At 67.9% G+C, this 12,747-nt stretch carries 10 protein-coding genes; 7 read left to right on the top strand and 3 right to left on the bottom strand.

The genetic code is table 11. The annotated features are described in order from the left end of the window. Window positions 1-65 precede the first annotated feature (65 nt). The 6 genes from xsc to HSX43_RS08045 all read left to right on the top strand — a co-directional run bounded on the left by xsc (window position 66) and on the right by HSX43_RS08045 (window position 8,521). A complete protein-coding gene (gene xsc, locus HSX43_RS08070; protein WP_179379593.1) occupies window positions 66-1,844 on the top strand; it encodes a sulfoacetaldehyde acetyltransferase in 1,779 nt (592 codons plus the stop codon). Window positions 1,845-1,875: 31 nt separating this feature from the next. Beyond that, window positions 1,876-2,862 (top strand): phosphate acetyltransferase, encoded by a 987-nt coding sequence (gene pta / locus HSX43_RS08065; RefSeq protein ID WP_179379592.1) that lies wholly within the window; start codon window positions 1,876-1,878, stop codon window positions 2,860-2,862. A 48-nt stretch (window positions 2,863-2,910) separates the two neighbouring features. After that, a complete protein-coding gene (locus HSX43_RS08060) occupies window positions 2,911-3,927 on the top strand; it encodes a YeiH family protein (RefSeq protein ID WP_179379591.1) in 1,017 nt (338 codons plus the stop codon). 25 nt (window positions 3,928-3,952) lie between these two features. Further along, complete coding sequence (locus HSX43_RS08055; protein ID WP_179379590.1) at window positions 3,953-6,778, top strand: molybdopterin oxidoreductase family protein; 2,826 nt, start codon at window positions 3,953-3,955, stop codon at window positions 6,776-6,778. A gap of 79 nt (window positions 6,779-6,857) precedes the next feature. Then, a complete protein-coding gene (locus HSX43_RS08050; RefSeq protein WP_179379589.1) occupies window positions 6,858-7,634 on the top strand; it encodes a 4Fe-4S dicluster domain-containing protein in 777 nt (258 codons plus the stop codon). Beyond that, window positions 7,634-8,521, top strand: a complete 888-nt coding sequence (locus HSX43_RS08045) for a dimethyl sulfoxide reductase anchor subunit family protein (protein ID WP_179379588.1) — start codon at window positions 7,634-7,636, stop codon at window positions 8,519-8,521. Before HSX43_RS08050 ends, HSX43_RS08045 begins: the two co-directional genes overlap by 1 nt. 76 nt (window positions 8,522-8,597) lie before the next feature. Here HSX43_RS08045 and HSX43_RS08040 read toward each other — a convergent pair whose 3' ends face one another. The 3 genes from HSX43_RS08040 to HSX43_RS08030 are packed head-to-tail and all read right to left on the bottom strand — an operon-like array spanning window position 8,598 to window position 11,983. Then, window positions 8,598-10,070, bottom strand: a complete 1,473-nt coding sequence (locus tag HSX43_RS08040; protein ID WP_179379587.1) for a carboxypeptidase M32 — start codon at window positions 10,068-10,070, stop codon at window positions 8,598-8,600. A gap of 1 nt (window position 10,071) precedes the next feature. Next, window positions 10,072-11,202 (bottom strand): heme A synthase, encoded by a 1,131-nt coding sequence (gene ctaA / locus HSX43_RS08035; RefSeq protein ID WP_179379586.1) that lies wholly within the window; start codon window positions 11,200-11,202, stop codon window positions 10,072-10,074. 37 nt (window positions 11,203-11,239) lie between these two features. Next, window positions 11,240-11,983, bottom strand: coding sequence for an RNA methyltransferase (locus tag HSX43_RS08030; protein WP_179379585.1), 744 nt, complete (start codon window positions 11,981-11,983; stop codon window positions 11,240-11,242). Window positions 11,984-12,062: 79 nt separating this feature from the next. Here HSX43_RS08030 and HSX43_RS08025 point away from each other — a divergent pair, with 79 nt between their 5' ends. Next, on the top strand, window positions 12,063-12,674 hold the full coding sequence (locus tag HSX43_RS08025; protein ID WP_179379584.1) for a thiamine phosphate synthase: 612 nt from the start codon (window positions 12,063-12,065) through the stop codon (window positions 12,672-12,674). Window positions 12,675-12,747: the final 73 nt, after the last annotated feature.

Here is a 12,747-nt window from a genome sequence, read left to right as displayed (position 1 = left end):
GGCAAGTGGATACCAAATCGAGACTATAAGTCTCATTTTCGACCATCACCGGGAGGAGAGACCCCATGAAGATGACGACCGAAGAAGCCTTCGTCAAAACCCTGCAAGCCCATGGCATCCGGCATGCTTTCGGGATCATCGGCTCCGCCATGATGCCGATTTCCGACATTTTCCCGGCCGCGGGAATCACGTTCTGGGATTGCGCGCACGAGGGTTCGGCCGGCTTCATGGCCGACGGCTACACCCGTGCGACCGGTGAAATGTCGATGATGATCGCCCAGAACGGCCCCGGCATCACGAACTTCGTGACCGCCGTGAAGACCGCCTACTGGAACCACACACCCTGCCTGCTCGTCACGCCGCAGGCCGCCAACAAGACCATCGGTCAGGGCGGCTTCCAGGAGATGGAGCAGATGAACCTCTTCGCCGATTGCGTCGCCTATCAGGAAGAGGTCCGCGACCCCACGCGCATCGCCGAGGTCCTGACCCGCGTGATCGCCAAGGCCCACCGCCTCTCGGGCCCCGCGCAGATCAACATCCCGCGCGATTTCTGGACGCAGGTCGTCGACATCGAGATCCCCGAGCCGATCGTCTTCGAGGCCTCGCCGGGCGGCGAGAACTCGGTCAAGAAGGCGGCGGAGCTTCTGTCGTCGGCCAAGAACCCGGTCATCCTGAACGGGGCCGGCGTCGTCCTCTCGGAAGGCGGCATCGCGGCGTCCATGGCGCTTGCCGAGAAGCTCGATGCGCCGGTCTGCGTCGGCTACCAGCACAACGACGCCTTCCCGGGCAACCACCCGCTCTTCGCCGGCCCGCTGGGCTACAACGGCTCGAAGGCGGGCATGGAGCTCATCAAGGAGGCCGACGTCGTCCTCTGCCTGGGCACGCGCCTCAACCCCTTCTCCACCCTGCCGGGCTACGGCATGGACTACTGGCCGAAGGACGCCAAGATCATCCAGGTCGACATCAACCCCGACCGCATCGGCCTGACCAAGAAGGTCTCCGTCGGCATCGTGGGCGACGCGGCCAAGGTCGCCACGGGCATCCTCAACGGTCTTGCCGATGACGCGGGCGACGCGGGCCGCGAGGATCGCAAGGCCAAGATCGCGCAGACGAAATCGGCCTGGAAGCAGGAGCTGTCGTCGCTCGACCACGAGCAGGACGATCCAGGCACCACCTGGAACGAGCGCGCCCGTGAATCGCGCCCCGACTGGATGTCCCCGCGTCAGGCCTGGCGCGCCATCCAGGCCGCCCTGCCGCGCGAGGCGATCATCTCGTCCGACATCGGCAACAACTGCGCCATCGGCAACGCCTACCCGGATTTCGACGAGGGGCGTAAGTATCTGGCCCCCGGCCTCTTCGGCCCCTGCGGCTACGGACTGCCGTCGATCGTGGGTGCCAAGATCGGTCAGCCGGACGTTCCCGTCGTGGGCTTCGCCGGTGACGGTGCCTTCGGCATCGCCGTCAACGAACTGACGGCGATCGGCCGCAGCGAATGGCCCGCGATCACCCAGATCGTCTTCCGCAACTACCAGTGGGGTGCGGAGAAGCGGAACTCCACGCTCTGGTTCGACGACAACTTCGTCGGCACCGAGCTCGACATGCAGGTGTCCTATGCCGGCATCGCCGAGGCCTGTGGCCTGATCGGCAAGCAGGCCAAGACCATGGACGAGCTGACCGAGATCCTGAACCAGGCGATCAAGGACCAGATGGAGAACAACAAGACCACCCTGATCGAGGTTATCCTCAACCAGGAGCTGGGCGAGCCCTTCCGCCGCGACGCCATGAAGAAGCCCGTGCGCGTGGCCGGCATCTCCAAGGGCGACATGAACGTCGCAGCGGAGTGATCTGTTCTCAAACGATAATCGGAGCGGCGGCATGAGCTCGCCGCTCCAGACTCTGCGGGAGCGTGCCAAGCGCTCCCGCCATCACATTGTCCTGCCGGAGGGCACCGACCCTCGCGTGCAGGAGGCCGCGGGCCGCGCCGTCGCCGAAGGGCTCGCCAGCGTGACGCTCCTCGCGCCCGGGGGCACGGCTGCGCCGGATGGCGTTACTGTCGTGGACCCCGAAACCAGCGACGACCGTCCTGCCCTCGTCGCCGCCTTCATGGAGGCCCGCGCCAAGCGGTCCCCCACCGGGGAGCAGGCCGCAGAGGCTGTCTCCGATCCGCTGGCCCACGCCGCGCTCATGGTGCGCGCCGGTCTCGCCGACGGCACCATCGGCGGCGCGGTCGCCACGACTTCCGACACGGTGCGCGCCGCGCTCCAGATGATCGGCACCGCCCCCGGCGCGCCGCTCGTCTCGAGTTTCTTCCTGATGGTCCTGCCCGAACACCACCCGACGCGGCCCGGCGCAGGCCTCGTCTTCTCGGACTGCGGCCTCGTGATCGACCCCGCGCCCGAGGAACTCGCCGCCATCGCCACGCAGGCCGCCGGCTCCGCCCGCGCGCTCCTCGGAACCGAGCCGAAGGTGGCGCTCCTGTCCTTCTCGACCATGGGCAGCGCGCGTCACGCCAATGTCGCCAAGGTCACGGATGCGCTCGCCCTCCTGCGGGAGACAGCCGACTTCGCCATCGACGGGGAGCTGCAGTTCGACGCGGCGTTCGACGCGGACGTCGGTGCCTCCAAGGCGTCCGGCAGCGATGTCGCGGGAGAAGCCGACGTCATGGTCTTCCCGAACCTCGATGCGGGCAACATCGGCTACAAGATCGCACAGCGCATCGGAGGAGCGACGGCGATCGGGCCGGTCCTGCAAGGGTTGGCGAAGCCGGCCAACGATCTCAGCCGCGGCTGCACCGCCGACGACATCCTCGACATGATCGCCGTTACCAGCGCCCAGATCGACGCCGGCCGCGCCACCGGATGATGCCGCGCACCCCCATCTCCTCCCCCTACGGCCGGAGGCGCTGACGACATGGTCGCGCTGCCCTCCGCCGATGCCCTGCGCGCGCGGGTCGGGACACTGGCACCCGGCGTGCTGGTCGCCGTCATCGTCGCCGTCGCGGCACAGTTCCTTGCGTCGCACTACGACACGCCGGCGATGCTCCTCGCTCTCCTTCTCGGGATCGCGGTCGCCTTCCTCGGATCCGAGGGCAAGACGCCGCCCGGCATCGCCTTCACCGCCCGCACGCTCCTGCGCCTCGGCGTCGCGCTCCTCGGTGTGCGCATCTCCTTCTCCATGCTGGCGGGCCTTGGCCTGCCGCTCATCGCGCTGACCGTCGGCGGCGTGTTGGCCACCATCGCCTTCGGCATGGCCGTGGGCCGCTTCTTCGGCCACAAGTGGCGCTTCTCGCTCCTGACCGCCGGCTCGGTGGCGATCTGCGGGGCCTCCGCGGCCATGGCGATCAGCGCGATCCTGCCGAAAGACGAGCGCTCGGAGGAGCGGCTGATCTTCACCGTCATGGGTGTTACGATTCTCTCGACGGTGGCGATGATCGCCTATCCGGTGCTGGTGCAGACGCTTGGCCTGGACGACGTCGCCGGCGGCGTCTTCCTCGGCGGGACGATCCACGACGTCGCGCAGGTGGTCGGGGCGGGCTACTCGGTCTCAGAACCCACGGGGGACACGGCGACCCTCGTCAAGCTCATCCGCGTGGCGATGCTGGCTCCGGTCGTCCTCGTCGCCTCGCTCGCCATTCGCCGCTGGGCCGAGCCCGACCCGGACGGGACGCGGCCGCCGCTCCTGCCGGGGTTCGTCGTGGCGTTCCTCGTGCTCGCCGCGGCCAACTCGCTCGGCCTCATTCCCGCGCCGATCGCTTCCTTCGCGAGCGATGCCTCGCGGTGGCTGCTGCTTACGGCCATCGCCGCCGTGGGCATGAAGACCGACCTGCGCTCGGTGATGTCGGTCGGGGGTGCGGCGATCGCACTCATCATCGCCGAGACCATATTTATTGCGGCACTGGTGCTTGCCGGTGTGAAACTGATGACCTGACCGCGGCCCTGGGGAGGAAAGCCAGATGACGATCCAGCAACCTGTACTCGACCTGTCGCCCAAGGTCTCGGATGAAGTTCGGAAGACGACCTGCTACATGTGTGCCTGCCGCTGCGGGATCAACGTGCACATGAAGAACGGCAAGGTCGCCTATATCGAGGGCAACAAGGACCATCCGGTGAACCGGGGCGTCCTCTGCGCCAAGGGCTCGGCCGGCATCATGCAGCACAATGCTCCCTCCCGACTGCGCGCGCCGATGAAGCGCGTGGGGGAGCGCGGCGAGGGCAAGTTCGAGGAGATCTCCTGGGACGAGGCCTACGACATCGCCGCGTCTTGGCTCAAACCCATCCGCGAAACCGACCCGTCCAAGCTCGCGTTCTTTACCGGCCGCGACCAGTCGCAGAGCTTCACCTCCTGGTGGGCACAGGCCTTCGGCACCCCGAACTACGCGGCCCACGGCGGTTTTTGTTCCGTGAACATGGCGGCGGGCGGCATCTACACGATGGGCGGCGCTTTCTGGGAATTCGGTCAACCCGACTGGGATCGCACCAAGCTCTTCATCCTCTTCGGCGTGGCCGAGGATCACGACAGCAACCCGATCAAGATGGGCCTGGGAAAGATCAAGAAAAACGGCGCGAAGGTCGTCGGCGTGAACCCGGTCCGCTCGGGCTACAACGCCGTGGCCGACGACTGGTTCGGCATCACGCCCGGGACCGACGGCCTCCTGATCCTGAGCCTCGTTCACTGCCTGCTGAAGGCCGGCAAGATCGACCTGGAGTACCTGCGCGATTTCACCGACGCCCCCGTCCTGATCGACGCCGACCCGAAGTCGCCCACCCACGGCCTCGCCCTCCTCGACGACGACGGCCACAAGCTCGTCTGGGACCGCACCGAGAAGCGCGCGCGCTGCTACGACGCCGAGGACGTGGACCCGGACCTGACCGGCGTCTGGGAGGTGGACGGCATCCGGCACCGCACCGTCTTCCAGCACCTGGCCGAGAAATACCTCGACGGCCAATACGCACCCGAAGCCGTCGCTGGGGCCACCGGCATCCCCGCGGGCCGCATCCGGGCGCTCGCCGCCGAGATCGCCCGCGTGGCCTTCGACGAGGCGATCGAACTGCCAATCGAATGGACCGACTTCCGCGGCCGCAAACACACCAATATGGTGGGCCGCCCGGTCTCGATGCATTCGATGCGCGGCATCTCGGCCCATGCCAACGGCTTCCAGACCTGCCGCGCACTCCACATGCTGCAGATCCTGATCGGGAGCGTGGAAACCCCCGGCGGCTTCCGTTTCAAGCCGCCCTACCCGAAGCCCGCGACCGGCCATCCCAAGCCGCATTGCAAGGTCACGCCCGGCGCCCCCCTCGACGGCCCGCACCTCGGCTTCACCCATGGCCCCGACGACCTGTGCCTGAAGGACGACGGCAGCCCCGCGCGCATCGACAAGGCCTACACTTGGGACAACCCCATGAGCAGCCATGGCATGATGCATATGGTCATCTCAAACGCGCACGCCGGCGATCCCTACAAGATCGACACGCTGTTCCTCTACATGGCGAACATGGCGTGGAACTCCTCGATGAACACGTCGGGCACGATGCAGATGCTCTCCGACAAGGACGAGAACGGCGACTACGTCATCCCGCATATCATCTACTCGGATGCCTATTCCTCCGAGATGGTGGCCTACGCCGACCTCATCCTGCCCGACACGACCTACCTGGAGCGGCACGACTGCATCTCGCTGCTCGACCGTCCCATCTGCGAGGCCGAGGCCGCGGCCGATGCGATCCGCTGGCCCGTGGTCGAGCCGGACCGCGACGTGAAGGGGTTCCAGTCGGCGCTGATCGAGCTCGGTGCCAAGCTCGGCCTGCCCGGTTTCGTCACCGACGACGGGTCGCAGAAGTTCAAGGATTACGCCGACTACATGGTCAGCCACGAGCGGCGGCCGGGTGTCGGCCCGCTGATGGGCTGGCGCGGCAACGGCGACGAGACCGGGCGCGGCGCGCCCAACCCCGCGCAGCTCGACCGCTATATCGAGAACGGCGGCTTCGCCATCGCCCAGATCCCCGAGAACGCTCAGTTCTACAAACCGTGGAATGCCGCCTATCAGGAGTGGGCGGTGGAGATCGGCCTCTTCGACAAGGCCTCTCCCTACCTCTTCACCCTCTGGTGCGAGCCGCTCCGCCGCTTCCAGCTGGCCGCGGAAGGACATGGGGAGCGTCAGCCCCCCGAACACCTGCGCGCCCGCATCAAGGCCACCATGGACCCGCTGCCGATCTGGTGGGACGCCACCGCCGATCACGGCGGCGCGGACGGCGAATATACCGTCAATGCGCTCACGCAGCGCCCCATGGCGATGTATCACTCCTGGGGCACGCAGAACGCTTGGCTGCGCCAGATCCACGGCCGCAACCCGATGTACCTGCCCACCGAGATCTGGGAGAAGCACGGCTTCGACGAAGGGGCCTGGGCGCGCATTTCCTCGCCCCACGGGGAGATCACCGTGCCCGTCGCCCATATGCCCGCGCTCAACCACAACACCATCTGGACGTGGAACGCGATCGGCAAGCGCAAGGGGGCCTGGGCGCTCAAGGACAATGCCCCCGAGGCCAAGGAGGGGTTCCTGCTGAACCACCTCATCCACGAGCTCCTGCCGCCCAAGCAGGACGGGATGCGCTGGTCCAACTCCGACCCGATCACCGGTCAGGCCGCCTGGTTCGACCTGAAGGTCAAGGTCGAGAAGGTCGCGCCCCCCGCCGATCTGACCTCGAAGCCGAATACCGGGCGTCAGGTCAGCCCCGTGGGCCAGGGCCCGGACAAGCTGGCGTGGGAAGTCGAATGACCCTGCTTCGTTTCACAAGTAACCCGATGTCGGGGCCAGCGCCCCGCGACGACGTCTCCCTCACGCGAGGATTGCCGACATGACCGCCCTTCCCGCCACGACCGACAAGAAACTCGGCCTCGTCATCGACCTCGATACCTGCGTCGGCTGTCACGCCTGCGTCACCGCCTGCAAGGGCTGGAACACGCAGAACTACGGCGTGCCGCTCTCCGATCAGGACCCCTACGGCATGCCGTCGGGCACCTTCCTGAACCGCATCCACAGCTTCCAGAGCCAGCCGGAACCGGTGAACGACATCCCGCAACTCGCGCGGACCACGCACTTTCCCAGGTCCTGCTTGCACTGCGAAGACGCCCCTTGCGTCACCGTCTGCCCCACCGGCGCCAGCTACAAGCGCGCCGAGGACGGCATCGTGCTCGTGAACGAGGACGCCTGCATGGGCTGCGGCCTCTGCGCCTGGGCCTGCCCCTACGGGGCGCGCGAACTCGACCAGCAGGCCGGCGTGATGAAGAAGTGCACGCTCTGCGTGGACCGCATCTACAACGACAACCTCCCCGAGGAGGATCGCGAGCCCGCCTGCGTGCGCACCTGTCCCGCCGGCGCGCGCCACTTCGGTGACCTCGGCGACCCCGAGAGCGACGTCTCGAAGCTCGTGGCCGAGCGCGGCGGCGTGGACCTCATGCCCGAGCAGGGCACCAAACCCGTGAACCAGTACCTGCCACCACGTCCGCGCGACACGCTGCAGGCCCCCGAGATGACAGGGGAGGAGGACGTCCTCGCCCCCTTCCTCGCCCCCGTCGCGGAAGAGCCCAAGGGCCTTCTCGCCTGGGTCGACCGCGCGCTGGAGAAGATCTGATGCAACCCGCACCTTCCGTCATCATCTTCTCCACCCTCTCGGGCGCGGGCTTCGGCCTTCTGTTCTTCCTCGGCCTCGGAATGCCCGTGGTCACGGGCGGCATCGCCTTCGGGTTCTACGTCATCGCCTACCTGCTGGCGGTCGGCGGACTCATGGCCTCCGTCTTCCACCTCGGCAACAAGAAGAACGCCTGGAAGAGCTATAGCCAGTGGCGCACGTCCTGGCTCTCGCGGGAGGCCTGGTTCGCCGTCTCGGCGCTCCTCTGCATGGGGCTCTACGCCTTCCTGCAGGTCTTCTTCGCCACTACCGTCGCGACGCTCGGCTTCCTCGGGGCCGCGCTTTCGCTCTGCACGGTCTTCGCCACCAGCATGATCTACGCGCAGCTCAAGACGATCCCGCGCTGGAACCAGCCGGCGACACCCGGCTTCTTCGTCGCGGCCTCGCTTGCCGGCGGTGCGCTTCTGTCGAACAACCCGAACCTCGCGATGGTCCTCCTCCTCGTGCTCGCGGCCGTGGTGGCCTTCCACTGGTGGAAGGGCGACCAGAGATTCGCAGAGGCCGGCTCCACCATCGAAACGGCGACGCAGCTCAAGGGCCGCGTCTCCCTCTGGGAGAAGCCGCACACCGGCGAGAACTACCTGACGCACGAGATGGTCTATCAGGTCGCGCGCAAGCACGCGGTCAAGCTGCGCGTGATCGCGCTTCTCCTGATGACGGTCGTGCCGATCTTCCTCGTGCTCGTCTTCGGCCCGCACCACCTGCCGGTTGCGCTCGCCGTGTTGAGCCACCTCGCCGGGCTCTTCGCCCAACGCTGGCTCTTCTTCGCCGAAGCCGAGCATGTCGTCGGCCTCTACTACGGGGCGCACACTGGCAAGCAGACCGCATGAACGATCGAGGGGGCCCGCGCGGCCCCCTCCTTCTCTGCTTTCCAAGTCCTCAAGACCCGACGGCGCGGCCCGCGCGTCAGGGGTAGAGATCTCCGAACTTCGCCTCCAGATACGTCAGGAGCGGCTCCGCCGACGGATCTTCGCCGGTCGCGTGACGGATCGTCTCCGTCGGCTCGCGCTGGGCCCCGAAGCGTTGCAGCCGTTCGCGCATCCAGCCCGTCGCCGGCGATGGATCGCCCTCGGCCAGTGCGGCGTCGATGCCGGAGACGTCCCGCCGCGCCGCTGCCATCAGGCAACCCGCATAGAGGTTGCCCAGAGAATACGTCGGGAAGTACCCCATCAGGCCGACGGCCCAGTGCACGTCCTGCATGAAGCCGTTCGAGGGCCGATCAACCGCGAAGCCGAAGTCCGCCAGGAACCGCTCGTTCCATGCGCTTTCGAGGTCCGCGACGTCGAGATCGCCGAGGATCAGCGCGCGCTCCAGATCGAACCGCAGCATAATGTGCAGATTGTAGTTCACCTCGTCGGCCTCGGTCCGGATGAACCCGGCACCGACGCCGTTGACCGCGCGGTAGAAGTCCCGCTCCGAGCCGACACCGATATCGCCGAAGGTGTCGCGCATCCGACCGTAGAGCCAGCCGCAGAAGGCCTCGGACCGCGCCATCTGGTTCTCGTAGCTGCGCGACTGGCTCTCGTGCACGCCCATCGACACGCCGCGCCCGATGGGGGTGAGCAGATGTTCGGCCTCCACCCCCTGCTCATAGCTCGCGTGTCCGACCTCGTGCACGGTCGAGTAGAGGCAGTTGAGCGGATCGCCCTCGTCCACCCGCGTCGTGATGCGCACGTCCGTGCCCGAGCCGGAGGAGAAGGGATGCACGGCCAGATCGAGACGCCCGCGCGCCAGGTCGTAACCGAAGGCGACGGCGATCTCCTCCGACAGCGCGAGTTGCGCCGCCCGAGGATAGTGGCCGGTCAGCGTCGGGGCCGGGTCGGCTGCCAGCGCGCGCTCCCGGATGGCGCGAATGCGAGGCCGCATGGCGTCGAACATCGCGGCCATCTCACCGGCATTCCCGCCCGGCTCGTAGTCCTGCATCAGCGCATCGTAGGCGTCGCGGTTGGTGCCCTCGGCCAGCGCCGCGCCTTCTTCCTGGCGCAGGCGCACGACCTCGGCCAGCACGGGGCGGAACGCGTCGGCGTCCTCGGCCTTGCGTGCCGCCGCCCATTGTCCCTGCGCCAGCGACGTCACGCGGGCCAGTTCCGCCGCCAGTCGGGCGGGCACCTTCAGGTTGCGCTCGTAGCTGCGGCGGATCTCGCGCAGGTTGGCATCGCCGACCGCGTCGGGCGCGTGGGCCTCGCGCAGCCAGTCACCGATGCGCGGATCGGTGCGCCGGGCGTGCAGTACCTCCTCGAGCGCCGCCATTTCCTCGGCCCGTTGCGGGGCCGAGCCCGGGGGCATCATCGTCTCCTGGTCCCAGCCCGTGCGCCCGGCGACCTGGCCCAAAGCCTCGGTCGTGCGCTGGAAGGCCATCAGGTCGTCGTAGGCCGGCATGTCAGCTCCTCACGGATTGCGGCAGGGGGTATTTCGCACGGTGCCGCGCCCGCACCGTCAGCACCATCAGAACGACGGCCCCGAACTGGTGCAGGATGGCAAGATACCATGGGCTCGAATGCATGACCGTGACGATGCCGAGGACCATCTGAACGGTCGCCATGGCGAGGATTCCGTGAAAGACCACCGCCGTCTTGCGGTTGGCCGACCGGCGGCCCAAGGCGAAGGCGACGAGGATGACGGCGAACAGCACGTAGCCCAGCATCCGGTGGAAGAACTGCACCGTGCCGTCGTTCTCGAAGAGGTTGCGCCAGACGGGCTCAAGCTCCCACATGCCGGGCGGGGTGAAACCGCCGGCCATGAGCGGCCAGTCGATATAGTTGCGGCCCGCGTCGATGCCCGCGACCAGCGCACCCATCAGGATCTGCGCGAACGTGAGCCCGATCAGGACGGACCCAATCGTCATCAGCCGCGGCTCCGAAAGCCTGCGCGCCGAAATGAGCTCGCCGGAGGTGCGCGCGAGCGACAGCATGAACCACGCGATCAGCGACAGGAGCGCGAAGGCCCCGCCGAGATGCGTCGCCAGCCGGTAGGAGGCGACGTCGAGCATCGTGCCCGTCAGGCCGCTCGACACCATCCACCAGCCGATCGCCCCCTGCGCCCCGATGCCCGCACCCACGAGGACGAGGCGTCCCGTCCAGCCGGGCGGGATCTTCTTCAGGGCGAGGAACGCGAGGAACCCCACGATCCAGACCACGCCGATCACGCGGCCGAGTTGCCGGTGACCCCACTCCCACCAGTAGATGAACTTGAACTCGGACATCTCCATGCCCCGGTTCTGCAACTGGTATTCGGGGATCTGCCGGTACTTCTCGAACTCCGCGTCCCACGCGGCCTCCGAGAGCGGCGGCACGGTGCCGGTCACGAGGTTCCATTCGGTGATCGAGAGCCCCGAGTCGGTGAGCCGCGTCATGCCACCCACGGGAATGATGAGCAGAATCAGCAGGAAAAGGAGGCCGAGCCACCGTTTCACCGCCCGACGCGCGCCGCTGCGCGCGCCGTCGATGACACCGCCGGTCGTCGCCGCGCGCTCGGTCGTCCCGACCTCTTCGAAAATCGCCCGCTTGGCCATGTCGTCCCCTTCGTCCGTCAGATGCCGAGGTAGTGCCTCAGCCCCGCTCCTTCCAGCGCACCATCTGTCGCATGATCCCGTGGAAGATCTGCACGTCCGCGCGCGTCAGCGGCAGGCGCGACCAGAGGTTGCGCAGATGCAGCTTCATCGCAGCCGCCTTGACCTCGGGCCAGAAGAAGCCGGCGGCCTCCAGCCGCTCCTCGTAGTGGCTCATGAGGGCGTCCATCTCGGCCTGCGTGGCCCAGTCCGTGCCGGCCATCTCCACCTCAACGGCCCCCGGCATCCCGGCAGTGCGCCGCCATTCGTAGCCCATCAGGAGGACGCATTGCGCGAGGTTCAGGGACGGAAAGGCCGGATTCGTCGGCACCGAGACGATCGCATTCGCGCGCGCGATGTCGTCGTTCTCGAGGCCCGTGCGCTCGGGCCCGAAGAGGACCGCGACCTTCTCGCCGGCGGCACCGCGCTTGCGCGCCTCGGCCATGGCGGCCTCGGGGGTGAACACGGGCTTCGTCAGGTCGCGGTCGCGCGCCGTCGTGGCAAAGACGTAGGCGCAGTCGGCCACCGCCTCGGCCGTCGTCCCGCAGATCATCGCGCTATCGAGGATGCGTCCCGCCCCGCTCGCCATGGCCACCGCGCGCTCGTTCGGCCAGCCGTCCCGGGGGCTGGTGACGCGCATGTGCTCCAGCTCGAAGTTCAGCATGGCGCGGGCGGCGGCCCCGATGTTCTCGCCCATCTGCGGACGAACGAGGACGAAGGCGGGGCGCGGGTCGATCTCACTCATGTCCGCGCCCTACCCCGCCGCGGCTTGCGGCGCAATCGCGCCCCCGCTACTTGAGGGCCGGACCGAAGGGGGTGCACCGATGACCGACATGCCGCAGATCTATCTCGTCACGCCCCCCGACATCGACAGCACCTTCGACGCCCGGCTTTCGGCGGTTCTCGACGCCCATGACGTGGCGTGCCTGCGGCTCGACCTCGCCACCCGCGACGAGGACCGGATCACCCGGGCCGCCGACCTCACGCGCGAGGTGGCGCATCGCTTCGACGTGCCGCTCGTCATCACCGACCACGCCGCCCTGGTCGAGAAGCTCGGCCTCGATGGCGTCCACCTCACCGATCCGCGCCCGCTGCGCAAGCTGCGCGCCGACTGGGGGCCGGACCCGATCATCGGCGCCTATTGCGGCACGTCGCGCCACGACGGAATGAACGCGGGCGAAGCCGGAGCCGACTACGTCGCCTTCGGACCCGCGGGGGCATCGTCGCTCGGCACCGGGGAGCGCGCGGGTGCCGACCTCTTCCACTGGTGGTCGCAGATGATCGAACTGCCGGTCGTCGCCGAGGGCGCGCTCGATCTTGCGACCGTCGAGGCCCTGCGCGAGGCCACCGACTTCATCGCCCTCGGTGAGGAGATCTGGGCCGAGGACGACCCGGCCGCGGCCCTGACGGCGCTCACCGCGCCCTTTCGCGCCTGAGCCCTCGCGCGGTTCGTTGCCGAGGGGCCCGCGCATGTCGTTGCGGAATGTTACGATATAACGTAACACCCTG

Source organism: Jannaschia marina (assembly GCF_013404595.1).
Classification (GTDB): domain Bacteria; phylum Pseudomonadota; class Alphaproteobacteria; order Rhodobacterales; family Rhodobacteraceae; genus Jannaschia; species Jannaschia marina.
Note: the sequence above shows the minus strand (reverse complement) of the source record. Positions and strands in the feature narration are given on the sequence as shown.